This is a genomic window from Chenggangzhangella methanolivorans (assembly GCF_019797865.1).
In the GTDB taxonomy this organism is placed as follows: domain Bacteria; phylum Pseudomonadota; class Alphaproteobacteria; order Rhizobiales; family Methylopilaceae; genus Methylopila; species Methylopila methanolivorans.
In genome coordinates this window covers 3904167-3930582 of the sequence record NZ_CP081869.1, presented here as the reverse complement: position 1 = coordinate 3930582, position 26416 = coordinate 3904167, and the positions used below count along the sequence as shown (strand labels likewise).

The 26416-nt window shown below is 67.5% G+C and carries 18 protein-coding genes and 5 pseudogenes; 16 read left to right on the top strand and 7 right to left on the bottom strand.

Annotated elements, in window-relative coordinates; all coding sequences use genetic code 11:
• The first annotated feature begins 207 nt into the window (after positions 1-207).
• The 16 genes and pseudogenes from K6K41_RS20515 (at position 208) to K6K41_RS20445 (ending at position 19895) form a co-directional block, all read left to right on the top strand.
• Entirely contained in the window at positions 208-366 is a 159-nt protein-coding gene (locus tag K6K41_RS20515; RefSeq protein ID WP_261402040.1) for a hypothetical protein, read from the top strand.
• Positions 367-538: 172 nt separating this feature from the next.
• The gene (locus K6K41_RS20510) at positions 539-1480 is read left to right on the top strand and encodes a hypothetical protein (RefSeq protein WP_261402039.1); all 942 of its coding nucleotides are present in this window, start codon (positions 539-541) and stop codon (positions 1478-1480) included.
• Entirely contained in the window at positions 1480-2382 is a 903-nt protein-coding gene (locus K6K41_RS20505) for an HlyD family secretion protein (protein WP_261402038.1), read from the top strand. Before K6K41_RS20510 ends, K6K41_RS20505 begins: the two co-directional genes overlap by 1 nt.
• Positions 2379-4946: an ATP-binding cassette domain-containing protein gene (locus K6K41_RS20500; RefSeq protein WP_261402037.1), complete on the top strand. Its 2568-nt coding sequence runs from the start codon at positions 2379-2381 to the stop codon at positions 4944-4946. Before K6K41_RS20505 ends, K6K41_RS20500 begins: the two co-directional genes overlap by 4 nt.
• Positions 4947-5219: 273 nt before the next feature.
• Complete coding sequence (locus K6K41_RS20495) at positions 5220-5309, top strand: K(+)-transporting ATPase subunit F (protein WP_261402036.1); 90 nt, start codon at positions 5220-5222, stop codon at positions 5307-5309.
• A gap of 12 nt (positions 5310-5321) precedes the next feature.
• Positions 5322-7025, top strand: a complete 1704-nt coding sequence (kdpA, locus tag K6K41_RS20490; protein WP_261402035.1) for a potassium-transporting ATPase subunit KdpA — start codon at positions 5322-5324, stop codon at positions 7023-7025.
• Positions 7026-7142: 117 nt separating this feature from the next.
• Positions 7143-8096, top strand: a pseudogene (locus K6K41_RS30660) (HAD-IC family P-type ATPase); the annotation flags it as partial.
• Positions 8097-8208: 112 nt separating this feature from the next.
• Positions 8209-9348, top strand: coding sequence for a potassium-transporting ATPase subunit KdpB (kdpB, locus tag K6K41_RS30655; RefSeq protein WP_428978536.1), 1140 nt, complete (start codon positions 8209-8211; stop codon positions 9346-9348).
• Between the two features lie 13 nt (positions 9349-9361).
• Positions 9362-9967, top strand: a complete 606-nt coding sequence (locus K6K41_RS20480; RefSeq protein ID WP_261402034.1) for a K(+)-transporting ATPase subunit C — start codon at positions 9362-9364, stop codon at positions 9965-9967.
• 175 nt (positions 9968-10142) lie between these two features.
• A pseudogene (locus K6K41_RS20475) lies at positions 10143-12847 on the top strand (DUF4118 domain-containing protein).
• Positions 12844-13541: pseudogene (locus K6K41_RS20470) on the top strand (response regulator transcription factor). Before K6K41_RS20475 ends, K6K41_RS20470 begins: the two co-directional pseudogenes overlap by 4 nt.
• A 157-nt stretch (positions 13542-13698) precedes the next feature.
• Positions 13699-15321, top strand: a complete 1623-nt coding sequence (locus K6K41_RS20465) for an ABC transporter substrate-binding protein (RefSeq protein ID WP_261402033.1) — start codon at positions 13699-13701, stop codon at positions 15319-15321.
• Positions 15322-15472: 151 nt separating this feature from the next.
• Positions 15473-16486, top strand: a complete 1014-nt coding sequence (locus K6K41_RS20460) for an ABC transporter permease (RefSeq protein WP_261402032.1) — start codon at positions 15473-15475, stop codon at positions 16484-16486.
• The gene (locus K6K41_RS20455; protein WP_261402031.1) at positions 16483-17400 is read left to right on the top strand and encodes an ABC transporter permease; all 918 of its coding nucleotides are present in this window, start codon (positions 16483-16485) and stop codon (positions 17398-17400) included. The genes K6K41_RS20460 and K6K41_RS20455 overlap by 4 nt, the downstream gene beginning before the upstream one ends.
• A gap of 178 nt (positions 17401-17578) precedes the next feature.
• Positions 17579-19264, top strand: coding sequence for a dipeptide ABC transporter ATP-binding protein (locus tag K6K41_RS20450; protein ID WP_261402030.1), 1686 nt, complete (start codon positions 17579-17581; stop codon positions 19262-19264).
• Positions 19265-19361: 97 nt separating this feature from the next.
• The gene (locus K6K41_RS20445) at positions 19362-19895 is read left to right on the top strand and encodes a DUF2478 domain-containing protein (RefSeq protein WP_261402029.1); all 534 of its coding nucleotides are present in this window, start codon (positions 19362-19364) and stop codon (positions 19893-19895) included.
• 79 nt (positions 19896-19974) lie between these two features.
• Here K6K41_RS20445 and K6K41_RS20440 read toward each other — a convergent pair whose 3' ends face one another.
• From K6K41_RS20440 to urtC, 7 genes and pseudogenes are all read right to left on the bottom strand, one after another.
• Positions 19975-20781 carry a TorF family putative porin gene (locus tag K6K41_RS20440; protein WP_261402028.1) on the bottom strand — a complete coding sequence of 269 codons (807 nt, stop codon included), beginning with the start codon at positions 20779-20781 and terminating at the stop codon, positions 19975-19977.
• Between the two features lie 201 nt (positions 20782-20982).
• On the bottom strand, positions 20983-21300 hold the full coding sequence (locus K6K41_RS20435; RefSeq protein WP_261402027.1) for an FmdB family zinc ribbon protein: 318 nt from the start codon (positions 21298-21300) through the stop codon (positions 20983-20985).
• Positions 21301-21443: 143 nt separating this feature from the next.
• Positions 21444-22673, bottom strand: coding sequence for a formamidase (gene fmdA, locus K6K41_RS20430; protein ID WP_261402026.1), 1230 nt, complete (start codon positions 22671-22673; stop codon positions 21444-21446).
• A 25-nt stretch (positions 22674-22698) separates the two neighbouring features.
• A complete protein-coding gene (locus K6K41_RS20425) occupies positions 22699-23754 on the bottom strand; it encodes an alpha/beta fold hydrolase (RefSeq protein ID WP_261402025.1) in 1056 nt (351 codons plus the stop codon).
• A gap of 100 nt (positions 23755-23854) precedes the next feature.
• Positions 23855-24397: pseudogene (locus K6K41_RS31025) on the bottom strand (ATP-binding cassette domain-containing protein); the annotation flags it as partial.
• 99 nt (positions 24398-24496) lie between these two features.
• Positions 24497-25253 (bottom strand): annotated as a pseudogene (gene urtD / locus K6K41_RS20415) (urea ABC transporter ATP-binding protein UrtD).
• Between the two features lie 11 nt (positions 25254-25264).
• A complete protein-coding gene (urtC, locus tag K6K41_RS20410) occupies positions 25265-26392 on the bottom strand; it encodes an urea ABC transporter permease subunit UrtC (protein ID WP_378148903.1) in 1128 nt (375 codons plus the stop codon).
• Between the last annotated feature and the right edge of the window lie 24 nt (positions 26393-26416).

The following is a 26416-nucleotide window of genomic DNA, read 5'->3' as shown; positions in this document are numbered from 1 at the left end:
CGAAAGCGATCGCGGCCCCGCAAAACAGCGGGGCCGTTTTCATTTGAGGCGCCGCAAGCTCCGCAGAACTAAAAGGAAAGCGATCGTCTGCGACGTTTTTTGGAAGGCCCGGGAATAAACCCCCGACGCGTCTCGTTCTTCAACCAGGGCGGCGGAAAGCCGATCAGGCCAACGCCGGAGCCCTGACAGAGAAGAAGGAAAACAGAGATGCGTGACCTCACCGTTGAAGAACTCGGTCATGTCTACGGCGCCGGCGGCAAGGGCCGTCGGAGCGACGACGGCGGCCGTGACCGCTCGCGCAAGAGCAAGAAGAGCCGCCGCAGCCGCAGCAAGAAGAGCCGCAAGAGCCGCGACACCCGCGACTGACGGCCGTTGCGGGGCGGGGCCGGCTGAGGCGAAGCGCCGAGGCTAGCTCCCGCCCTGCGACCGCCGCCGCCGCGGCGATCCGCGCTCTGTTCCCGCCCTCAAGGGGCGCGGACCGCGGCGGCGGCGCCTTCCAGCCCCGCCCTTCCCGTCTTCCCACTCCCGAGCCGATCCGATGACCTACGCGAAGCCCATTCTCGCCGAGCCTCACGTCGCGCTGCGCCGCCGCGTGCGCCTGCTCGGGCAGCCGCAGCTTCAGGACTATCTCGACTTCGTGCGCGAGAAGGCCGTCGACGGCCACAAGGCCGACGTCCGGGCGCTCGTGGACGAATGGAGGGCGGCCAACGACCATTACTACGATCTCGAGACCGCCGAGGCCGGCGCCGCGGACGAGATCGAGATCCGGGAGATCGATCCGTCCTGCGCGCCGCTCGCCGAGCGCCTCTTCGCCGAGCCGCGGTTCGCGCAGGCCTTCGCGGAGCTCCCCGTCAGGCTCGCGCTCGTCGAGCTCGACAGGCTCGTGGTGAGCCAGCTGTCGGTCTCGCTCGATTTCGCCGAAGGGCTGGCGCGCGGCCTCGGACCGACTCCGACGCCCGAGGCGCTCTTCCGGTTCTGCCAGAACGTCGACCGCGCCGAGGCGCCGGTCGACATGCGCCGCCTCGACGACGGGCGCTGGCTGTTCTCTTCCGAGTCGACCGACTTCCGCGCCCATGAACCCTCGCTGCTGGCCCCTGTGGAGGCGCGCGATCTCGCGGTCGCCGATCCGGTGATGGCGCTCGTCGGCGTCGCGATCGGATACGGTTCGAACTTCCTGCACGCGGTGGAGGCCGACGGGCGGCTGATCCTGCAGAACGGCTATCACCGCGCCTATGCGCTGCGCTCGCTCGGCGTCACCCATGCGGTCTGCGCGATCCAGACCGTGACGCGCCGCGACGAGCTTCGCCTCGTCGCCTGCGAGACGGTCGTGGGCGCGCCGGAGTTCTACTGCCGCGCCGCGCGCCCGCCGCTGCTGAAGGACTATTTCGATCCGCGCATCGCCAAGGTGCTTCACGTCCGCAAGGTCACGCGGATGATCGAGGTGGCGCTCAAGGTGCGCGAGCTTCAGGCGGTCGAGTGATGGCCGCGCGCGCCGCCAATCTCGCCATGGCTCCGGAGATGGCCGCAGCCCCTCCGCCGCCTCCCCCTTCCGGGGAGAGGGAGACATCGGCGGATCTCTTCCGCGCCGAGGCGGTCGAGGAGCAGCGCTCCCAGTGGCTCGGCTCCGTGCTGGTCGCGCCGGGGATCTCCGCGGTCCTGTTCGCGGCGTTCGCGGCGTTCGCGGGCGCTGGCGTGATCGCGCTGCTGACCTTCGGCGGCCACACCCAGAAGTCGCGCGTCGCCGGCTGGCTCGCGCCGGACTCCGGCATGGCCCGCGTTTTCGCGCCGCAGGCCGGCCGCATCGTGAAGCTGCATGTCCGCGAAGGCGACGCAGTGCGCCGCGGCGATCCGCTGGCGTTGATCTCGACCGAACTCGAAAGCGCCGCCATCGGCCGCACGCATGCGGCCGCCGTGGCCGAGCTCCAGAGCCGCCGGGAGAGCCTCAAGCTCGAGCGCGACCGGCAGGACCGGCTCCACGCCTTGCAGGAGCGGGCGCTCGGCGAACGCATCCCGGTTCTCGTTCGAGAGGGCGAGCGGCTCTCGGACGAGATCGCGCTCCAGCGCTCGCGCGCGATTCGGCCGACGACGCCGCGCGACCGGATCGCCGGGCTCGCTCGAAGGGATTTTCGACCGAGCCCAGCCGTTCAGGAGGCCGAGCGCGACCGCCTGCGGATCGCCGCCGATCTCCAGAGCCTCGAACGCGAGCGGCTGGAGAACGAGCGCGAGCGGTTGACCGCCGAGGCCCAAGCCCGCGAGGCCCCGCTCGCCCGCGACGCGAAGCTCGGCGAGATCGTCCGCCAGGTCTCGGCTCTTTCGCAGGAGCTCGCCGAGGCGGAAGGCCGCCGCGAGGCGGTGATCACGCGCCGCAGGACGGCGTGGTGACGGCGGTGCGCGGCGCGCTCGGCGGCGGCGTCGGGGCGGAGGCCCCGCTGCTCTCGATCGTGCCGGAAGGCTCGAAGCTCGTCGCCGAGCTCTTCGCGTCGAGCCGCGCCATCGGCTTCGTGCGCGAGGGCCAGACCGTGCTCCTTCGCTACCAGCCGTTCCCCTACCAGAAGTTCGGCCTCTATCGCGGCGTCGTCACGGGCGTCTCGCGCTCGGCCGTCAGCCCCGCGGAGCTCCCGCCGCAGCTCGCAGGCCTCACCGGGCTGATCGGAGCCGACGAGCCGGTCTACCGCATCGAGGTCGCGCCCGACCGCCAGGACGTGACCGCCTATGGCAGGCCGATCCCGCTCCAGGCCGGCATGCGGCTCGAGGCCGACATCGAAATCGAGCGCCGCCGCCTCTTCGAATGGATGATCCCCTCGCCCCACCGGGAGGACGCCGTCATGAGCCTCGTCGAACGCCTGAACCTCGGCTTCGGCCGCCGCCTCCCCGTCGTGCTCCAGACCGAAGCCGCCGAATGCGGGCTGGTGTCGATCGCCATGGTGGCGAGCTGGTTCGGCTACCGGGTCGGCCCGACCGAGCTGAAGCGCCGCTTCGGCCTTTCGCTCACCGGCGCGAGCTTCAAGGAGCTGGTGCGCATCGCCGACGAGATCGGCCTCGCCTCGCGCCCGGTGCGGCTCGAGATGAACGAGCTTTCGCTGCTGCGCCTGCCCTGCGTGCTGCACTGGGACCTCAACCATTTCGTCGTGCTCAAAAGCGTCGGCCGCAACGAGATCGTCATCCACGATCCCGCGGTCGGACGCCGGCGGATCCCGATCGCGGAAGCCTCGCGGCGTTTCAGCGGAGTCGCGCTCGAGCTCTCGCCCACCGGCGGCTTCGAGACCAGCGCGCCGCCGCCGCGGATCAAGATCCGCTCGCTGCTCGGGCGGCTCCACGGGGTGAAGCGCTCCCTCGGCCTGTTGCTCGTGCTCGCGCTCGGGTTGGAGATCCTCGCGCTAATCGCGCCGCTGTTCATGGTCTGGGTCATCGACCATGCGCTGGTGACGGCCGACCGCGACCTGCTGACGACGCTCGTGCTCGGCTTCGGACTGCTGCTCGTCGTCCAGACGGCGGTCTCGGCGATGCGCGGCTGGACGGTGATCGCGCTCGGCGCGCAGCTCAAGGTTCAGGCGCGCGCCAACCTGTTCTCCCACCTCATCAACCTGCCGCCGAGTTGGTTCGAGACGCGCTACGTCGCAGACGTCATGTCCCGCTTCGGCTCGCAGGAGACCATCCTGCAGGCGATCACCACCGAGCTCGTCGTGGGCGTGCTCGACGGACTGATGTGCGCCGTGACGCTGACCCTGATGCTGATCTTCGCGCCGGGCCTGACGCTCGTCGCGCTCGCCGGCGCCGCGCTCTACGTCGCGCTCCGCATCGCGCTCTACGCTCCGCTCCGGCAGGCGGCCTCCGAGGCGATCATCTGGTCCGCCCGCCGCGACGGTCATTTCCTCGAGACCATGCGGGGCGTCTCGGCCATCAAGCTCTTCAACGGCTATGACGACCGCCGCGCGCATTGGCTCAACCTGTTGGTCGAGACCATGAACCGGCGCCTCACCGAGCAGAAGCTCGAGCTTCTGTTCCGCACCGCCAACATGTTCCTGATCGGCGGGCTCGCGCTCCTCGTCGTCTGGCTCGGCGCCCTGCAGGTGCTGGAAGGCGCGTTCACCGTCGGCCTGCTGGTCGCCTTCATCTCCTACAAGGACATGTTCGTGCGCCGCGTCAGCGACCTGACCGACCGGCTGGTCGACCTGCGCATGCTGCGCCTCCACGCCGAGCGCCTCGCCGACATCGCGCTGACGACGCCCGAAAAGCGCGACCGCGCCGTCGTCGAACCGCAGGAGCGCGGCCGGCCGCGTTCGATCGAGGCCAGGAACCTCTCGTTCCGCTACGGGCCGAACGACGCCTGGGTGCTGAAGAACCTCAACCTGCGCGTCGAGGCCGGCGAGTGGGTCGCGATCGTTGGCCCCTCGGGCTGCGGCAAGACCACGCTGATGAAGCTGCTCGCCGGCCTTCTGGAGCCGACCGACGGCCAGATCCTGATCGACGGCGAGCCGCTCGGCGCCTTCGGGCCGGACCGCCACCGCTCGCTGATGGGCGTGGTGATGCAGGACGACCAGCTCTTCGCCGGCTCGATCGCCGACAACATCTCGTTCTTCGCCGCCGAGCCCGACGCGCGCCGGATCGAGCGCTCGGCCAAGCTCGCCGCGGTGCATGACGAGATCGCCGCTATGCCGATGGGCTACGGCACGCTCACAGGCGACATGGGCGCGGTGCTTTCGGGCGGCCAGAAGCAGCGCGTGCTGATCGCCCGCGCGCTCTATCGCGAGCCAGGCCTGTTGCTGATGGACGAGGCCACGAGCCATCTCGACGTCGCGCGTGAAGCCGCGGTCAACGCAGCGATCGCGGAGACGCGCACGACCCGCATCGTCATCGCCCACCGCCCCGAGACCATCCGGGCGTCCGACCGGATCATCGATCTCGGCGAGACGTCGCCCGCGGCCCGGCACGCCGTGACCGCCTGAGCCGTCTCCGCAGACGGGCTCCGCCGGCCGGTCCAGCAAAGCTTTATACGATCTTTATAAAACACCCTCGCCTCCCGTCTCGAACGCTTATGGCGTTGATGACATCTGTGCGGTCGTACGCGCACAGTCGTCGCCGATCGGCGAGACGTTGCGCGCAACCATAAGCGCGAGACGTACGATGCTTGATCTTGTCATGCTTGGACTGGCGGGGGGCTTCTTCGCCCTGACCGCCGGCTATTGCTTCGCCTGCGACCGGTTGTGAGGGCGCTCCCCATGACCTTCGACTTCGCGCTGGCGGCGATCGTGACGGCCGGCCTCCTCGGCTATCTCACCTTCGCGCTGATCCGCCCCGAGCGGTTCTGACGGACCAAAATCATGACCATCAACGGCTGGCTGCAGATCGCGATCTATTTCGCGATCCTGACCGCGCTCGCGGCTCTGCTCGGGCGCTTCATGGCGCGCGTGTTCGAAGGCGAACGCACCTTTCTTACCCCCATGCTCGGCCCGGTCGAGCGCGGCTTCTACCGCCTCGCGGGCGTCGACGAGACAACCGAGCAGAGCTGGATCGCCTATGCGGTCGCCATGCTCGTGTTCAACGCCGCGGGCTTCGTCCTGCTCTACGCGATCCTGCGGCTTCAGGATGTGCTGCCGCTCAATCCGCAGGGCATGTCCGCCATGGGGCCGGAGCTCGCCTTCAACACGGCGATCTCCTTCGTCTCCAACACCAACTGGCAGAACTACGGCGGCGAAAGCACGCTGAGCTACTTCAGCCAGATGGTGGGCCTCACCACTCAGAACTTCGTCTCGGCCGCGACGGGCGTGGCGCTGCTGCTCGCCATCATCCGCGGGTTTTCGCGGGCCTCTGCGAAGACGGTCGGCAATTTCTGGGTCGATCTGACCCGCACGACCCTCTACGTGCTCATGCCGCTCTCGATCCTCGTCGGACTGTTCCTCGTCTGGCAGGGCGTGCCGCAGAACATGGGCGCGTATGTCGACGCCACGACGCTCGAAGGCGCGAAGCAGACGCTCTCTCAAGGCCCGGCGGCCTCGCAGATCGCCATCAAGCAGCTCGGCACCAATGGCGGCGGGTTCTGGAACGCGAATTCGGCCGTTCCGTACGAGAACCCGACGCCGCTCTCGAACTTCATCCAGGTCCTGTCGATCCTGCTGATCCCGGCGGCGCTCTGCGTCACGTTCGGGCGGATGGTGAAGGACGAGCGGCAGGGCTGGGCGATCTACGCCGCCATGTCGGTCGTGTTTTTGGCTTGCGTCGCCGTTTCCTATTGGGCGGAAGGCTCCGGCAATCCGCTGCTCCACGCGCTCGGCCTCTCGGGCGGCTCGATGGAGGGCAAGGAGGTGCGCTTCGGCGTGACCAATTCCAGCCTCTGGTCGGTCGCGACCACGGCCGCTTCCAACGGCTCCGTCAACGCGATGCATGACAGCCTGACGCCGCTCGGCGGCATGATGGCGCTCGTGCTGATGCAGCTCTCCGAAGTCATCTTCGGCGGCGCGGGCTCGGGCCTCTACGGCATGCTGCTCTATGTGATCGTCGCGGTGTTCGTAGCGGGGCTGATGGTCGGCCGCACGCCCGAATATCTCGGCAAGAAGATCGAGGCGCGCGAGGTGAAGTTCGCGCTGCTCGGCATTCTGGTGCTGCCGCTCTTCATCCTTGGCTTCATGTCGATCGCGACGGTCGCGCCCTTCGGCGTCTCGAGCGTGCAGGACGCCGGTCCCCACGGCTTCTCGGAGATCATGTATCTCTACTCGTCGTCCGTCGGGAACAACGGCTCGGCGTTCGGCGGCTTCACGGGCAACACGCCCTGGTACAACGTCACCGGCGGCGTCTCGATGCTGGTCGGCCGCTACCTCATGATCATCCCCGTGATGGCGATCGCCGGCGCGCTCGTGGCCAAGAAGGCCGCGCCCGCCTCCGCCGGCACCTTCCCGACCCATGGCGGCTTGTTCGTCGGCCTGCTGGTCGGCGTCGTGCTGATCGTCGGCGGCCTCACGTTCTTCCCGGCGCTCGCGCTCGGACCCATCGTCGAACACCTCGCCATGCTCGCCGGCCAGACCTTCTGAGGCAGGCCGCGATGACACGGAACCAGACGGTGCTGCGTGCTTCGAGACGCCCGCCGGAAGGCGGCGGGCTCCTCAGCATGAGGACCGTTGGAGGGTTGGGAGAGCAAAACCTCCCTCATGGCTCGAGGAGCCGCCCCCGAGGGCGGCGTCTCGAAGCACGCAGTTCGCTCCCACAGCCGAAGTTTTCCTTACCCGCCTGGCGCTGACCGGGCCAGAGCAACCAAGATGTCCAGAAACGCAACCTCAAGCCTGTTCGCGCCCGGGATCGTCGGGCCCGCGATCTCGGCCTCTTTCAAAAAACTAGACCCGCGCGCCCTCATCAAGAACCCGGTGATGTTCGCCGTCTGGGTGGTGGCGCTTCTCACCACGATCATCTTCGTCCGCGACGTCGCGACCGGCGGCGCCGATCTCGGCTTCTCGTTCCAGATCATCCTCTGGCTCTGGTTCACGTTGATCTTCGCGAACTTCGCCGAGGCCGTCGCGGAGGGGCGCGGCAAGGCGCAGGCCGACAGCCTTCGCCGCACCCGCAGCGAGACCGAGGCCTATCTCGTCGCGGCCGACGGTCAGGTGAGGCGTGTCCCCGGCGTCAGCCTCAAAGTGGGCGACGTCGTCGTGGTCGAGGCGGGCGAGATCATCCCGGCGGACGGCGAGGTGATCGAGGGCATGGCCTCGATCAACGAGGCCGCGATCACCGGCGAGTCCGCCCCCGTCATCCGCGAGAGCGGCGGCGACCGCTCGGCGGTCACAGGCGGCACGCAGGTTCTGTCCGACATGATCCGCGTGCGGGTGACGGCGGCCGCCGGCTCCACATTCCTCGACCGCATGATCTCGCTCGTCGAGGGCGCGCAGCGCCAGAAGACGCCGAACGAGATCGCGCTGACGATCCTGCTCGCGGGCATGACGCTGATCTTCATCTTCGCCGTCGCGTCGATCCCGAGCTTCGTGGCTTACGCGGGCGGAGAGATCGGCGTGATCGTGCTGGTGGCGCTGTTCGTGACGCTGATCCCGACCACGATCGGGGCGCTGCTGTCGGCGATCGGCATCGCGGGCATGGACCGGCTGGTGCGCTTCAACGTGCTGGCGATGTCCGGCCGCGCGGTCGAGGCAGCTGGCGACGTCGACACGCTGCTGCTCGCTCGACAAGACCGGCACCATCACGCTCGGCAACCGCCAGGCCGCCGAGATGATCCCGATCTCGGGCGTCACCGAGCAGGAACTCGCCGACGCGGCGCAGATCGCGTCGCTCGCCGACGAGACGCCGGAAGGCCGCTCGATCGTGGTGCTGGCGAAGGAGAAATACGGCATACGCGAGCGCGACATGGCTTCGCTGAAGGCGACCTTCGTGCCGTTCACGGCCCAGACCCGCATGTCGGGCGTCGACATGGACATCTCGTCCGTGCGCAAGGGCGCGGTCGACGCGGTGCTGAAATATGTGGCTGAGCCGGCCTCCATGGCCGAATACGGCTCCAACGTCGCGCGCGCCTTCAGCGTGAACGTCGACACGAAGGCCGAACAGGAGATCCGCGACATCGCGGAGCGCGTCGCCAAGGCCGGCGGCACGCCGCTCGCGGTCGCGCGCGACGGGCGGCTGCTCGGCGTTATCCACCTCAAGGACATCGTCAAGGGCGGCATCCGCGAGCGCTTCGCAGAGCTTCGCCGCATGGGCATCCGCACCGTCATGATCACGGGCGACAACCCGATGACCGCGGCGGCCATCGCCGCGGAGGCCGGGGTCGACGACTTCCTCGCCGAGGCGACGCCGGAGGACAAGCTCAAGCTCATCCGCGACGAGCAGGCCAAGGGCAAGCTGGTGGCGATGTGCGGCGACGGGACGAACGACGCGCCCGCGCTCGCCCAGGCCGACGTCGGCGTCGCGATGAACACCGGCACGGTCGCGGCCCGCGAGGCCGGCAACATGGTGGACCTCGACAGCGACCCGACCAAGCTCATCGAGATCGTGGAGATCGGCAAGCAGCTGCTGATGACCCGCGGCTCGCTCACCACCTTCTCGATCGCCAACGACGTCGCGAAGTATTTCGCCATCATCCCGGCGCTGTTCGTCACGGTCTATCCGCAGCTCGGCGCGCTCAACGTCATGGGGCTCGAAACGCCCCAGAGCGCGATCCTGTCGGCGATCGTGTTCAACGCGCTCATCATCGTGGCGCTGATCCCGCTCGCGCTGAAGGGCGTGAAGTACCGCGCCATCGGGGCCGGCCCGCTGCTGCGACGGAACCTGCTGGTCTACGGACTCGGCGGCCTCGTCGCGCCCTTCGTCGGCATCAAACTCATCGACGTCGTCATCACGACCATCGGCCTTGCGTGAAGGAGCGCTGACCATGCTGAACCATCTTCGCCCCGCGCTCGTCCTGCTCGGCGCCTTCACCCTCCTCACCGGCGTCGCCTATCCGTTCGCAATGACCGGGATCGCGCAGGTCGCGTTCCCGAGGCAGGCGCTGGGAAGCCTCGTCGAACAGGACGGCAAGGTGATCGGGTCCTCGATCATGGGCCAGAGCTTCACCACCGACCGCTACTTCCAGAGCCGGCCCTCCGCGACCGTCGGCCCGGACCCGGCCGATCCGTCGAAGTCGATCTCGGTCCCGTACAACGCGGCGAATTCCGGCGGCTCGAACTACGGGCCGACCTCGAAGGCGCTGATCGAGCGCGTGTCGGCGGACGTCGAGGCCCGCAAGGCTCAGAACCCGTCGAGCCCCGTGCCGATGGACCTCGTGACCGCCTCGGCGTCCGGACTCGACCCGCATCTCTCCCCCGAGGCGGCGCTGTTCCAGGTCGAGCGCGTCGCCAAGGCCCGCGGCGTGCCCGCCGATCAGGTGAAGGCGCTCGTGGAGCGGAGCGTCGAGCCGCGGACGTTCGGACTGCTGGGCGAGCCGCGGGTGAATGTGCTCGCGCTCAACCTCGCGCTGGACAAGGTCGGCTCGCAGTGACGATCTGAGAGCGGCGAATTGCGTGCTTCGAGGCGCCCGCCGATGGCGGGCTCCTCAGCATGAGGGGTGTTGAAAATGCCGGACGCGCAGAAGAGGCCTAAGCCGAGACGTTCTTCATGCTAAGGAGCCGTCCACAGGACGGCGTCTCGAAGCACGCAGACGACCCGAGCAAGGCATGACGTCAGAACACGGAGAGGACCGGCGGCCGTCTCCGGACGCCCTTCTTGAGACGGCCCGTCGCGAGACGCCGGGCCGCCTCAAGATTTTCCTCGGCGCCGCGCCCGGCGTCGGCAAAACCTTCGAGATGCTTTCCGAGGCCCGCGCCGCCGAGGCGGCCGGACGCGACGTCGTGGTCGGCGTGGTCGAGACCCACGGGCGCGCCGAAACAGAGACGCTGCTCAAGGGCCTCGAGATCCTGCCCCGCCGACCTTCAGCCAAGGGCGGGCGCGCATTCGACGAGATGGACCTCGACGCCCTCATCGCGCGCCGGCCGGAGCTCGCGCTCGTCGACGAACTCGCGCACACCAACGCGGAAGGCTCGCGCCACGCCAAGCGCTGGTCGGACGTCGAGGAGCTCCTGAACGAAGGGATCGACGTCTGGACCACGCTCAACATCCAGCATGTCGAGAGCCTCAACGACATCGTGGCGCAGATCACCCGGATTCGGGTGCGCGAGACGGTGCCGGATTCGATCCTCGACCGCGCCGACGACATCGAGCTGATCGACATCACGCCCGGCGACCTCATCGCGCGGCTGAACGACGGCAAGATCTACCTTCCCAAAACCGCGGAACGGGCGACCGCGCATTACTTCAGCCAGGGCAATCTCACCGCTCTTCGGGAGCTTGCGCTGCGCAGGACGGCGCAGCGTGTCGACGCCCAGCTCGTCACCCACATGCGGGCGAACGCGATCGCGGGGCCCTGGGCGGCAGGGGAGCGCGTGATGGTCTGCGTCGAGGACAGCGCCCAGGCCGCCAACCTCGTGCGCGCCGCCAAGCGCATGGCCGATCGCCTGGCCGCGCCGTGGCTCGCCGTCCATGTCGAGGCGCCCGGTGGGGGCCGCGTCTCCGAGAGAGCAAGGACGGCGTCGCCCAGGCGCTGAGGCTCGCCGAGCGGCTGGGGGGCGAGGCCGTCATCCTGCCTGCGCTTCGGCGCGAGATCGTCGACGACATTCTGAGCCTCGCGCGCGAGCGCAACGTCACGCAGATCATCGTCGGAAAGTTGCCGCGGCCTCGCTGGACGCGGCTGCTGCAGGGCTCGACCGCCGCCGAGCTCATCGAGCGCTCGGAGGGCGTCAGCATCCACGTCGTCGCCGCGGGCGCGATGCCGAAAACCGATTCAAAGGGCTTGAGAACGACGCGCTCGGAACCGGTCTCCGCCGCCTCGCTCGGCGCAGCGCTGCTCGCCACGGCGGTCGCGCTCGGGCTCGGGCTCGCGCTCGAGCCCTGGGTCGGGGTCGAGACGGTCGACCTGCTGTTCCTGACCGCGATCGTCGTGGTCGCCGTGCGGTTCGGCGTCTGGCCCTCGCTTGCGGCGGTGGTCGCTGGTTCTCTCGCCTACAACTTCTTCTTCCTGCCGCCGACCTACACCCTCACGGTCGCCAACCCGACCAACGTGTCGGCGCTCGTTCTGTTCACGCTGGTGGCGCTCGTTGTCTCGAACCTCGCCGCCCTCGTGAACCGGCAGGCCTCGGCCGCGCGCCGCCGCGCGCGCTCGACCGAGGCCCTCTACAGCTTCAGCCGCAAGCTTGCGGGCGTCACCACGCTCGACGACGCGCTGTGGGCGACCGCCTACCAGATCGCCTCGATGCTCAATCTGCGCGTCGTGCTGCTGCTGCCGGACGCATCCGGCGAAAGGCTGGAGATCGGCGCGAGCTATCCGCCCGAGGACATACTGGACGCCGCCGACCTCGCCGCCGCCAAATGGACCTTTGAGAACAACACGCCGGCGGGCCGCGGCGCCGACACGCTGCCGGGGGCAAAGCGCCTGTTCCTGCCGCTCAGGACCGCACGCGGAGCCGTCGGCGTGGCGGGGCTCGACGGCGACGCGCCGGGCGCGCTGCTAAACCCGATCAGAAGCGCCTGATGGACGCTCTCGCCGACCAGGCCGCGATCGCGATCGAGCGCGTGACCCTCGTGGCCGACATCGCGGTCGCCGAGCGCGCCGCCGAGACCGACCGGCTTCGCCAGGCGCTGCTGACCTCGATCTCGCATGATCTCAGGACGCCGCTCGCCGCCATCATGGGCGCGAGCTCGACGCTGAAAGACTTCCGGTCGCTGCTGGACGAGGCGGCGACCGACGACCTTCTGGAGACGATCCGTCAGGAATCCGACCGGCTGAACCGCTTCATCGCGAACCTGCTCGACATGACGCGGCTCGAATCCGGCGCGCTCGAGCCGAACATCGGGCCGCACGACGTGAGCGACCTCGTCGGCGCCGCTTTGAAGCGCGCTGGCAAGCTTCTGAGCGAGCGGAGCGTCATGGTCGACATCCAACCGGATCTGCCGATGGCGAAGGTCGACGCCGTGCTGTTCGACCATGCGCTGTTCAACCTGCTCGACAACGCCGCGAAATACGCCGACGGCGCAGCCGTCGCGATCCGGGCGACGCGCGCGGGCGGGGTGCGACAGGGTGGTGGTCGAGGTGCTGGACGAAGGTCCGGGCATTCCTCAGGACGACCTCGAACGCGTGTTCGACAAGTTCTACCGGGTGACCAAGGGCGACCGGGTGCGCGCGGGCACCGGGCTCGGCCTTGCGATCTGCCGCGGCTTCGTCGAGGCCATGGGCGGGACCATCACGGCGGGGAACCGCCAGGACCGGCGCGGCGCGGCCTTCACCATCTCGCTGCCGGGCGCGGCCCCGGTCGGAGCTCTGCAATGACCTCGGCCCCGATCCGGATCCTCGTCGTCGACGACGAGCCGCCCATCCGCAAGCTCCTGCGGACCGGTCTCGGCGCGCAGGGCTTCGACGTCGAGGAGGCGCCGAACGGCGCGGAGGCGCGGCGAAGGATGGCGCGCAAGCCGTCGCCCGACCTCGTCATCCTCGACCTTGGCCTGCCCGACGTCTCCGGCCAGGATCTCCTGAGGGACTGGCGCGCGGCCGGCGACCTGACCCCCGTGGTCATCCTGTCGAGCCGCACCGACGAGACTGGCATCGTGGAGGCGCTCGAGCTCGGCGCCGACGACTATGTGACGAAGCCGTTCGGCGCGGCCGAACTCATGGCGCGCATCCGGGTGGCGCTCCGGCATCGGCTGCAGATCCAGGGAGAGCGCGCGGTGTTCACGCTGGGCGAGCTCTCGGTCGATCTCGTCCGCCGGATCGTGAAGCTCGGCGACCGCGAGGTGAAGCTCACGCCGCGCGAATACGAGATCCTGCGCGTGTTCGTGCAGAACGCGGGCGGGCGCTGACGCACGACCACCTGATCCGGCAGGTCTGGGGCGTGTCGGTCGAGGTGCAGAACCTGCGCGTCCATGTCGCCCAGCTCCGCCAGAAGATCGAGGCCGATCCCGAGCGACCGCATTACATTCTGACAGAAACGGGCGTGGGATACCGCCTGCGCGCGCCGGACCAGTGACGTAGGCGCTGCGGCCGTCTGCGGCTGCACAGTAAGACAGCGAACCGGCGCCGCTTATTGAACAGGCATGACCGTCATTTGTGCATGCAGAAAATGACAATTGCATGCAATATCTGGGCGCAGGTCATGCTTGTTCTTGAAGGGGAGCGCCCGGTCGATGAACAGACGCGATTTCCTCAGCGCCGCCTCGACCCTGACCGCCGGCGGCCTTCTCGCGACGGCCGCGCCGCGCCTCGCTCATGCGCTGTCGCGCGACGAAACGCTCGCGCTGATCTCGGAAAATGGGCCGAACAATCTCGACATCCACGGCGTCGGAACGAACCGCGCCGGATATGAGGCGGCCTGGAACTGCTACGACCGGCTCGTCACCTACGGGATCAAGACGCTGCCCGACGGTTCGCGCGGCTATGACAAGGACGTCATCGCGCCGGAGCTCGCCGAGCGCTGGGAGGCCGACGCCAAGGGCGTCACCTTCTTCCTGCGCAAGGACGCGACATTCCATGACGGGACGCCCGTCACCGCCGCAGACGTCAAATGGTCGTTCGACCGAGCGGTCAGCGTCGGCGGTTTCCCGACCGTCCAGATGGCGGCCGGAAGCCTGCTGAAGCCCGAGCAGTTCTCCGTGGTTGACGACCACACGTTCCGCGTCGCCTTCGCGCGGCCCGACGCCCTGACCATCCCGGATCTCGCGGTGATCGTGCCGGCGGTGTTCAACTCGGCGCTGGTGAAGAAGCACGCGACCGAGAAGGACCCCTGGGGCCTCGCCTACACCAAGAACAACCCGGCGGGCGGTGGCGCCTATCGGGTCGCGCGATGGACGCCGGGAACCGAGGTCGTCTACGAGCGCTTCGACGCGTGGAAGTCCGGGCCGTTGCCGCAGCTCAAGCGCGTGATCTGGCGCACGATCCCGTCTTCCGGCAATCGGCGCGCGCTGGTGGAGCGCAGCGACTGCGACGTCTCTTTCGACCTGCCCGCCAAGGACTTCGCCGAGATGAAGCGCGAGGGGCTGGTGAAGGTCGCCTCGAACCCGATCTCGAACGGCATGTGGTCGCTCGAGATGAACGTGACCAAGCCGCCCTTCGACAATCTGAAGGTCCGGCAGGCCATCGCCTGGGTGGTCCCGTATCAGAAGATCATGGACGTGGTGATGTATGGCGAGGCCAACCCGATGTTCGGGGCGGCGTCCAACACGCCCGACGACCTCGTCTGGCCGCGCCCGACCGCCTACCGGACCGACGTCGAGAAGGCCAAGGGTCTGCTCGCCGAGGCCGGATTCGCGGACGGGTTTTCGACCGCGCTTTCCTTCGACGTCAGCCAGGGCGCGATCGGCGAGCCGATCGCCGTGCTGATGCAGGAGAGCCTCGGCCAGATCGGGATCAAAGCCTCGATCGAGAAGATCCCGGGCGCGAACTGGCGCGGCCAGATGGCCAAGAAGTCGATGCCCTTCATGATCAACTTCTTCTCGGGCTGGCTCGATTATCCCGAATACTTCTTCTTCTGGGCCTATCACGGCCAGAACGCCGTCTTCAACACGATGGCGTACAAGAACCCTGCGCTCGACAAGGAGGTCGACGCCGCCCGCGCGGCGGCGGCCTCGGGCGACGCGGCCACCTATGAGGCGGCGATCAAGACAATGATCGCGATCGCCTATGAGGAGGTTCCGCGGATCCCGCTGTTCCAGCCCTATCTCAACGTCGCGATGCAGAAATCGGTCGGCGGCTACGCCTACTGGTTCCATCGCCAGCTCGACTACCGGACGATGGGCAAGGTCGTGACCTGACCCCTCGCGCCTGAGGCGCCGGCGGGTTCGACGCGCGGCGCCCGAAATGCATCCGCACAGACGATGAGCCACGGGCCGTCTCGCCCGAACGCATCCGCATGCCCGCGCGGATCATGAAGATCCGCAGCGCTTGAAGCCGAGGGAGCCGCCCATGCTGCGCGCGACGCTCAAACGACTGGTGACGATCGTTCCGACGCTGATCGGCGTCGTGGTCGTGACCTTCCTGCTGACCCGCGTGCTGCCGGGCGACCCGGCGGCGTACTTCGCCGGCCCCACCGCCGACGCCGCCTCGATCGAGCAGATCCGGAAATCGCTCGGGCTCGACCAGTCGCTGCCGCAGCAGTTCCTGCGCTATCTCGGCGACCTCGCCCGCGGCGACCTTGGAAACGCGCTTTCGACCGGCCAGCCGGTGCTGAAGGAGATCGCCTCGCGCCTGCCGGCCTCCGCCGAATTGACGCTGTCGGCGCTCGCGCTCTCGATTCTGATCGCGGTTCCGCTCGGCATCCTGGCGGCCGTGAAGGAGGGGTCGTGGATCGACCACCTCTGCCGCGTGGTGACGACCGCGGGCGTCTCGCTGCCGGTGTTCTTCACCGGCGTGCTGTTCGTCTGCATCTTCTACTACAGGCTCGGCTGGGCCCCGGCCCCGGTCGGCCGGCTCGACCTCTATTCGGTCGCCCCGCCCCACGTCACAGGCTTTTTCCTGATCGACAGTCTGCTGGCGGGCGACTTCGACACGTTCCGCGCCACCGTCGCGCAGCTGATCCTGCCGGCCTCCACCATGGCGCTGTTCGCGCTCGCGCCGATCGCCCGCATGACGCGCGCCTCGATGTTGTCGGTGCTGTCGTCGGAATTCATCCGCACCGCGCGGGCGAGCGGGCTCAACTCCCGCACCGTCATTCTGCGCTACGCCTTCCGCAACGCGATGTTGCCGGTGGTCACCACCCTCGGCATGGTCTTTTCCTTCTTGCTCGGCGCCAACGTGCTGGTCGAGAAGGTGTTCGCCTGGCCCGGCATCGGCTCCTTCGCGGTCGAGGCCCTGATCCAGTCCGACTATGCGCCGGTGCAGGGCTTCGTGCTCGCCATGGCGCTGCTCTACGTCGCCCTCAACCTGATGATCGACCTCGCCTACGGCGTCATCGACCCACGCGTGAGGCTTGAAGCATGAGCGCCATCGACGCATCCGCGACGCCGTCTCCCGCGGTCTCCGAAGCGCCGGCCCGGCCGGCGACTGGGCTTTCAGCCACGCTCGGCCACGCCCGCTACGTCGTGACCGAAAACCCGGTCACGGGCTTCGCCTTCGCGCTGTTCGCCGTGATCCTGCTCGCGGCGATCCTCGGTCCGGCGCTCGCGCCCTATGACCCGCTCGCCTCCGACACGGCCGCGGCGCTGCAGCCGCCCTCGGCCGCGCACTGGTTCGGCACCGACCAGGTCGGCCGCGACATCTTCAGCCGCGTGCTGGTAGCGACTAGGCTCGATCTCGTCATCGCGGTCTCCTCGGTCGCGCTGGTCTTCGCGCTCGGCGGCTTCGCGGGGATCTGCGCGGGCTTCTACGGCGGCTGGACCGACCGGCTGATCAGCCGCGTGAGCGACACCATCATGGCGTTCCCGCTGTTCGTGCTGGCCATGGGCATCGTGGCGGCGCTCGGCAACACGGTGACCAACATCGTCATCGCGACCGCGATCGTGAACTTCCCGCTCTACCAGCGGATCGCCCGCGCCGAGGCGAACGTGCGCCGCGACGCAGGCTTCGTGCAGGCGGCGCGCCTCACCGGCAATTCCGAGATGCGCATCCTGCTCTGCCAAATCCTGCCCAACATCATGCCCATCATGGCGGTGCAGATGTCGCTCACCATGGGCTACGCGATCCTCAACGCCGCGGGCCTCTCCTTCATCGGGCTCGGGGTGAAGCCGCCGACGCCCGAATGGGGAATCATGGTGGCGGAGGGCGCCGGCTACATCATCTCGGGCGAGTGGTGGATCGCGCTGTTTCCGGGCCTTGCTCTGATGATCTCGGTGTTCTGCTTCAACCTGCTCGGCGACGGCCTGCGCGACATCATCGACCCCCAGCGGAGGACATGATGGGAGGGTCGCGCGAGATGTCCTGCGTGCTTCGAGACGCGTCCCTTCGGGCCGTTCCTCAGCATGAGGATCGTGGAGGTTGGGGAGCCAAACACCCTCCTCATGCTGAGGAGGCGCGGAGCGCCGTCTCGAAGCACGCAGTCCGTTTGTCCCAGCCACTTTCCGGAGGGCGCACACGATGACTGCTCTGCTCGATGTAAAGGCTCTCACGGTCGAGTTCGCGACCCGTCGGGGAACGGTTCAGGCGGTGAAGACCGTCGACCTCGAGGTCGCCAAAGGCGAGACCGTCGGCATCGTGGGCGAGTCCGGTTCGGGCAAGTCCGTGACCTCCTATGCGGTCATGCGCATCCTCGACCGCGCGGGGCGCATCGCGGGCGGGTCGGTGGCCTTTTCCGGCCTCGACCTCAAAGGCGCGACCGAAGCCCAGATGACCGACATCCGCGGCCGGGAGATCTCGATGATCTTCCAGAACCCGCGGATGGCCTTGAACCCGATCCGCAAGGTCGGCCGACAGATCGAGGACGTGCTGCGCCGCCATGCGCAGGCGGGCTCCATGGACGCCCGCGCCAAGGCGATCGAGATGCTGGAACAGGTTAAGATCGCGCGGCCGGAGGAGCGCTACCACGCCTATCCGTTCGAGCTCTCGGGCGGCATGTGCCAGCGCATCGTGATCGCGCTCGCGCTCGCCTGCCGGCCGCAGCTGCTGATCGCCGACGAGCCGACGACCGGCCTCGACGTCACCACTCAGAAGGCGGTGATGGACCTCGTCACCGAGCTCACCCGCGCCCGCGGAATGTCCACGATCCTGATTACCCACGACCTCGGCCTGGCGGCCGCCTATTGCGACAAGGTCGTGGTGATGAAGAAGGGCGAGGTGGTGGAGACCGCCGCCGCGCGCGACGTCTTCGCCGCGCCCAAGCACGACTACACCCAGAAGCTCATGTGCGCGACGCCGCGCCCAGGCTCGACGCTGCGCGGCCTGCTGCCGGCCGAAGTCGCCGCCGCGCCGAACCCGCCCGCCGCTGTTTCGGGCGAGGTGCTGCTCAAGGTCCAGAACCTCGTGAAGGAGTATCCGCGGCAGGGCGTGACGAAGTCCGGGGCGCAGATGTTTGGCCGGGGAGCCGCGCAAGAACCCGAAAAGCCGTTCCGGGCGGTCGACGGGATCTCTTTCGAGATCCGGCGCGGGGAGAGTCTCGGGCTCGTCGGCGAAAGCGGCTGCGGCAAGTCAACCACCTCGATGATGGTGATGCGGCTGCTCGACCCGACGTCGGGAAACATCACGCTCGGCGGCGACGACATCGGCGCGATCCAGGCGAAGAGCTTCGCCTCCTCGCCCCATCGCAGGCGCATCCAGATGGTGTTCCAGGATCCGACCGACAGCCTCAACCCGCGCTTCACCGCGTCCCGCGCCATCGCCGATCCGCTGATGCGGATGGGGGCGCTCAAGGGCGCAGGCGCCGTCCGCGCGCGCTGCGAGCAGCTGGCGAACCTGGTCGGGTTGCCGCTCGACCTGCTGGACCGCTTCCCGCACCAGATGTCCGGCGGCCAGAAGGCCCGCGTCGGCATCGCCCGCGCCATCGCGCTCGACCCGGAGCTCGTCATCCTCGACGAGCCGACGGCCGCGCTCGACGTCTCGGTGCAGGCGGTGGTGCTCAACCTGCTCGACGACCTCAAGGCCAAGCTCGGCATGAGCTACCTGTTCGTCAGCCACGACCTCCACGTCGTGCGCCTGCTCTGCGACCGGGTGATCGTCATGCGGCAGGGCGCGATCGTCGAGCAGGGCTCGTCGCAAGACGTGCTCGAGGCCCCGAAGGCCGACTACACCCGCGAGCTGATCTCCGCGATCCCCCACCCGCCCGGCTGAGGGCGCGGGCGGCTTATCTCGACCGCCGATGCGATCTATGGTTCCTCATCGTCGTTCGACCGGCGCGCCGGTCCGACACAACGCGGCAACCAGGATCTTGGCCGTTCGCATCGTCGCGCTGCAGGGAGCGGCCGGCTTCGTCGTTCAGGTGAGGCTGGCGGAGTTCGCGCGCGCCCGCGCGGTCGAAGGGATCCGGGTCGCGGGCTGCGTCGAGGAGTTCAGCGGGGCGCCGGGCCAGGGCTGCTCCGGCCGCGCGCTGCGGGACCTGACGAGCGGCCGGCGGCGGATCATCGGACAGGATCTCGGATCGGGGTCGCTCGCCTGCCAGCTCGACGCCGTGGGCGTGTCGGACTCCTGCCAGGACGCGCTCGACGCCATCGAGCGTGGCTGCGACGTGGCTGTGCTCGCCAAGTTCGGAAAGCTCGAATCTGAGCGCGGCGGCCTCGTGGACGCCTTCGCCGCAGCGGCTGCGCGCGACGTCCCGATCGTCACCGCGGTCGCTCCCCAGTTCGCAGAAGCTTGGGCGCGCTATTCAGGAGGTCTCGCCGCTTACGTCGATCCGAGCCGCGAGGCGCTCGAGACGTGGTGGCTCACCGTCTGCGCGCCGCCGGCCAGGGCGGCGGCCGTCTGAGCGACGTCCGTGAGGCCTGAGACTTCGCTTGCCGACGAAAAGCGGCCGCCGCGCCAGAGCGGGCGCGGCGGCCTAGGCGTCACTTCAACTTGCTGAGCGCGGTGTCGAACGAGAGGCTGACCACGTAGCGGTCGCCGCACGAGTTGAACTGGCCGATGCTGACGAAGCACTCACGACGCGACAGGTCGCTGTCGTGATAGCGGAAATCGAGCGTCATCGCCTTATAGGTCACGCCCACACCGGCGTCCCAGTAGAGGTAGTCCGGCGAGAAGTTCTTGCTGGTCCACTGCTTCGAGAACGAGCCCGAGATGTAGCTGCCGACGCCCGGCATCGGCTCGAAGGGAAGCTTGTACTTGGCGAAGGCGGTGGCGTGGACGATCTCGGCGCCGAGATTGATGAAGTCGCCGCCGTAATAGACGTTGCCGCCGATCTCGAAGTCCTCGGTCACGGCGAACTTCGCGATGCCGTAGACCTTGCCGTAGTCGAGCTGGCGCACGCCCTTCACGCCGCCGTTGAAGTCAACCCAGACGTAGCCGGCGTCGAGCGAGAGCTGGCCGAAGCTGTAGCGGACGCCGCCATAGTAATCGATTTCAGTCGCGGGATCGGACGCGCCGCCGAAGTTGACGTTCGAGGCCCAGATGCCCGCGTAAAGCAGGCCATAGGCCTGAAGCTCGGCGTAGCCCTGCACGGCGGGCTCGCCCTTGGTCTGCGAGATGCCGCGCAGCACCCACTCGCTGGTGCCCTTCACGCCGAACGCGATGTCGAACGGCGTGGTGGTGGCGTCGATGATTTCCGGCATGTCGGCGGCCGAGGCGGCGGTCGGCGCGAAGGAGCCGATGGCGGCCGCGACGACGGCGGCGCCTGCGGCCTTGAAAAGAGCGTTCATGATGGCGTTCCCCGATGAGATAAGGCGATTGAAACTGGCCAGACTCATCGTGAATTTACAAGAGATCTCAGATTGTTACCGCAACGCAAAATAGAACTATGGACTTTTTGCAACAGCTTTTTGAATGGGCGCAAAAGATGGTCGCCGAGCCCATTTTTCGGGCGGCCTGCAGACTCGAAATGAGGCGGATGAGCCCGGTTTTTAGTGGCTGATCATCCAGGGGCGCGCCTTGGGGAAACTCTTCGCTGCCGAAGAGGGCTGCTTCAGCCCACGGCTTGAGCAGCACCCGCAACCAGGCGCATGCGACTTCGAGCTTTTCGGCTCGTTCGACGACCGTTCATTGGTCGCGGCGGCGATCCGGCGGGCCGAATTCATGGTGGCGAGCGCGGGCGCGACCAGCATCACGCGCGGCGCTTGCGCTCCGCAGTCCGGGCATCCGCAGGGCTGGTCGAAGGCCGACATCGGCCGCAGCGCCGTGAAGGTTCCACAGTCGTCGCAGGCGTAATCGTAGACGGGCATGCTCAAACCCTCGCTGGCGCCAGGCCGTCATCCTGGACGGCGGCGGGGCCGACGATCCGGGATCATTCTCAGTCGAACGCGCCCTCTTCGGAGGACGATCCCGGCTCTTGGCTGACGCCAAGGCCGGGATGACGCTTCTCGTGTCAGAGATCGTACGCGATCGGCATGTCGATCGAGCCGTCCAGAAACTTGGTCGGACCGGCCGCGTTCGGATTGATGTCGAAGTCGAAGATCTTGGTCGGAAGCCACAGCGTCGCGCAGGCGTTCGGGATGTCGACGACGCCCGAGATGTGGCCCTGCACCGGCGCGGTGCCGAGGATCGAATAGGCCTGCGCGCCCGAATAGCCGAACTTCTTCAGGTATTCGATCGCGTTGAGGCAGGCCTGACGATAGGCGACATGGACGTCGAGGTAGTGCTGCTCGCCGGCCTCGTCGACCGAGATGCCCTCGAAGATCAGGTAGTCGTCATACTTCGGGGTGATGACCGACGGCTTGAAGATCGGGTTCTTGATCCCGTATTTCGACATGCCGTCCTTGATGACGTCGACCTTGAGATGCAGCCAGCCGGCCATCTCGATCGCGCCGCAGAAGGTGATCTCGCCGTCGCCTTGGCTGAAGTGCAGGTCGCCCATCGAGAGACCCCCGCCGTCGACATAGACGGGGAAGTAGATCTTGGAGCCGCGCGACAGATCCTTGATGTCGCAGTTGCCGCCGTGCTCGCGCGGCGGGACGGTGCGGGCGGCCTCGGACGCGGCCTTGTCGCGGCCCTCGCCCTTGAGCCGGCCCATATGGGCAGTCGGCGCGAACGGCACGGTGCCCACCGGCGGCACGCGGTCGGCGTGCTTCTCGACGAAGGGGATCTCGCGGTCGTTCCAGGTCTTGAGCAGCTTGGGATCGGGCAGGCAGCCGATCAGGCCCGGATGGATGAGGCCCGGGAAGCGCACGCCCGGGATGTGGCGGGATTTGGTGAACATGCCCTCGAAGTCCCAGATCGACTTCTGGGCGTGGGGGAAGTGCTCTGTGAGGAAGCCGCCGCCGTTGTTCTTCGAGAAGAAGCCGTTGAAGCCCCAGTTGCTCTCGGCCTTGGCGCCGATGTCGAGGATGTCGACCACCAGCAGGTCGCCGGGCTCCGCGCCCTCGACGCCGATCGGGCCCGACAGGAAGTGCACGATGGTGAGGTCGATGTCGCGGACGTCGGACGGATCGTCGTTGTTCTTGATGAACCCGCCGGTCCAGTCATAGGTCTCGATGATGAAGTCGTCGCCGGGCTTGGTCCAGGCCACGATCGGAATGTCGGGGTGCCAGCGGTTGTGCACCATGTCGTTGTCGTAGGCCGACTGCGACAGGTCGACCTTGATCAGCGTCTCAGTCACGTTTTTCGTCCTCCCGTTTGAGAAATCAGCTGGCGAGCAGGTCCTTGATCGCCGCGTCCACGAAGGCGATGTCGGGGCTGGTGCCGCGCGGATCGCCTGCGAAATGGCCCCAGTCGCTGACGCAGACGCGCAGCTCCGCATTGGGCATGTGCGCGACCTCGATCTCGCTGTCTTCCGGCGGGAAATAGAGGTCGGTGGAGCCGGGCATGACGATCGCCTTGGCCTTGATGCCGGCGAGCGCCTTCTTGAAGTCGCCGCCGTATTTCGGGTCGCCCGAGATGTCGGCGTTCTGCCAGGTCCAGATCAGCGACAGGAGGTCGTTGGCGTCCTTCGGCAGGAAGAAGCCTTCCCAGAAATAGACGAGGAAATCCTCGAGCGAGGAGTAGTTCCACGGCACGTCCGGCGCGCGGCCGCCGAACGGGCGCTCCGGGATCTGGAGGTCTAGGAACTTGCGGTAGAAGGTCTGCGAGAAGCCCCAGCCGGCGTAGACGCGGGCCGCGGCGCGAAGACCCTTGCGGGGCGGCTCGTCGTAAAAGCCTTCCTTGAAAGCCGCGTCCGCGGTCAGCGCCGCCTTGACCCCTTCGAGGAAGACGAAATTGTGCCGCGAGCATTTGGCCGCGCCCATGAAGGGCAGGATGCGCTCGACCATGTCGGGGAAGCTTGCGCCCCACTGGAACGACTGCGCGGCGCCCATCGACCAGCCGCAGACGAGCTTGATTTTCTCGATCCCGAACTTCTCGGTCACCAGCCGGTGCTGCAGCACGACCTGGTCGTAGACGGTGATCCGCGGGAAGCGCGCGCGGTCGTAGGGCTCGGGCGTGTTGCTCGGCGAGGACGAGACGCTGTTGCCGAGCATGTTGGGGATGATGATGAAGTACTTCGTGGGGTCGAGCCCCATGCCCTCGCCGATCATCCACTCGTTGTCGGCGTGGTTCGCCGAATACCAGGTGGGATAGACGATGACGTTGTCTTTGGCGGCGTTCAGCGTCCCGTAGGTCTTGTAGGCGAGCTTGGCTGCGCGAAGCGTCGCGTCGCCGGACAGGACGATGTCGCCGAGTTCGAAGGTTTCGTAGTCGGTCATTCTTAGCCCTCCGTTTGACGGACAGGTGCTCAGACGGACAGAGACTTAGACGGACAAGTACCTAGAGACCTTTGCTTCATCGACGGCCGCCCGCGGCTCGTCATGGACGATCTCTCGCGTTCTCGACGACGAGGATGCGGTCGGCGACGTCGAGCGCGAAGCTGAGCACCTGTTCGGACACGATAATGGAAAGTCCGCGCTCGTCACGGATGCGGCGCAGCGTGCGCGCCATCTCGCGGATGATCGAGGGCTGGATGCCTTCGGTCGGCTCGTCGAGCAGCAGCACCTTGGGCTTGGTCGCGAGCGCCCGGGCGATCGCGAGCTGCTGCTGCTGGCCGCCCGAGAGTTGCCGGCGCGCCGGCCCTTCATCTCGAGCAGGACGGGGAAGAGCTCGTAGATGTCGGAGGGCACGGTGCGGTCGCCCGAGGCCGAAAGTCCGGTCTCGATGTTCTCCTTCACCGTCATGGTGGAGAACACCATGCGGCCCTGCGGCACGTAGGCGACGCCCTTCTTGACGCGCTGGTGGCTCTTCAGCGCGCTGATCTCCTCTCCGCCGAGACGGATCGCGCCTGCGGTGGTGGGCAGGATGCCCATGGTCTTCATGAGCGTGGTCTTGCCCATGCCGTTGCGGCCCATGATGGCCACGATCTCGTTGGTCGCGACGCCGAAGCTCATCCCGTGAAGGACTTCGCTCTGGCCGTAGGCGACGTGCAGGTTTTCGACGTCCAGCATCGTCCGCTCCTCAGTGCCCGAGATAGACTTCGATGACCTTCGGGTCGGACTGCACCTTCTCCATCGAGCCCTCCGAGAGGATCTTGCCCTGATGGAACCGTCACCTTGTGGGCGATGTCCTCGACGAACTTCATGTCGTGCTCGATGACGAGCACCGAGCGGTTCTTGATGATGGTGTTGAGCAGTTCCGCCGTCTTGATGCGCTCGGAGACGCTCATGCCGGCGACCGGCTCGTCGAGCATCAGGAGCTCGGGGTCCTGGATCAGCAGCATGCCGATCTCGAGCCACTGCTTCTGGCCGTGGGAGAGGAAGGCGGCGTTGTCGTGCAGCCGGTCCTTGAGGAAGATGAGCTCGGCCACCTCCTCGACCCGGTCACGCACCGCCTGGTCGCGCTTGAAGGTGAGCGCCCCCCAGACAGAGCGGCCCTTCGGGTAGGAGATCTCGAGGTTCTCGAAGATCGTCAGGTCGTCATAGATTGAGGGCGTCTGGAACTTGCGGCCGACGCCCGCGAGCACGATCTGGCTCTCGCTCATCTTGGTGAGCTCCTTCTCGCGGAAGCGGATGGAGCCGGCGGTCGACTTGGTCTTGCCGCAGATGAGGTCGAGCACCGTGGTCTTGCCGGCCCCGTTCGGGCCGATGATCACGCGAATCTCGTTCTCGTCGACGTAGAACGAAAGGTCGTTGACCGCCTTGAAGCCGTCGAACGAGACGGTGAGGCCTTCGACCGAGAGCAGGAATTCTTTTGCGGGCGTGCCGATCGGGGTCATGGGTCAGCTCCTCACTCGGCGGCCGCGGCCGCGGCCTTGGCGACGTCATGACCGGGATCGGTCGGGTCCTTCGACCGCAGCTTGAACACCCGGTCGATCGAGGGCTGGACGTAGTCGCGCCAGATGCCCGCGAGGCCGTTCGGGAAGAACAGGACGACCGCGATGAACAGGCCGCCGAGGCCAAGCAGCCAGAGCTCAGGGAAGCTCTCCGACAAGCTGGTCTTGGCGTAGTTGACCAGAAGCGTCCCGTAGATCGCGCCGAAGATGGAGAGCCGACCGCCGACCGCGCAAAAGATCACCATCTCGATCGAGGGCACGATGCCGACGAGCGACGGCGACATGAAGCCGACCTGCAAGGTGAACATCGCGCCGCCGATCGCCGCGAAGGCGGCGCCGAGGCAGAACACGAAGATCTGGAAGTTCGCGACCGAATAGCCGGAGAAGCGGACACGGTCCTCCTTTTCGCGCATCGCGACCAGGATGCGGCCGAGCTTGGAATCCCGCACGAACATCGCGCAGCAAACGACGCCGATCAGCAGCACGGCGTTGACGAAGTAGAGGACGAACTTCGCGCTGTCGGTGCGGATGTCCCAGCCCATCAGCGTGCGCAGGTCGGTGATGCCGTTGACGCCGCCGGTGTAGCCCTGCTGGCCGATGATCAGAATCGTGGCGATGGCCGCGAGCGCCTGGGTGATGATCGCGAAATAGACGCCAGAGACGCGGCGCTTAAACATCGCCGAGCCAATCAGCAGCGCGAAGGCGACCGGCACGAGGACGATCAGGAAGAGCGTCGGGATGAAGTAGTGGAACGGCTCCCAGAACCAGGGCAGCGAGGTGAGCTGGTTCCAGTCCATGAAGTCCGGGATGCCGGGCGTCGACTGGATCTTGGTGTTCTCGACCGACGACGCCTCGAGCTTGAGGTACATCGCCATGCCGTAGCCGCCGAGGCCGAAGAACAGGCCCTGGCCGAGCGAGAGAATGCCGCCATAGCCCCAGCACATCACGAGGCCGACGGCGACGAAGGCGTAGGTGAGATACTTGCCGACGAGATTGAGGCGGAAGCCGTCAAGCGCCAGCGGGAAGACGACCAGCAGCAGGGCCGCGACGACGGCGAGCGCCAGAAGATCCTTGCGGTCCATGTAGGAGGGAGCGGTTTTCATCTG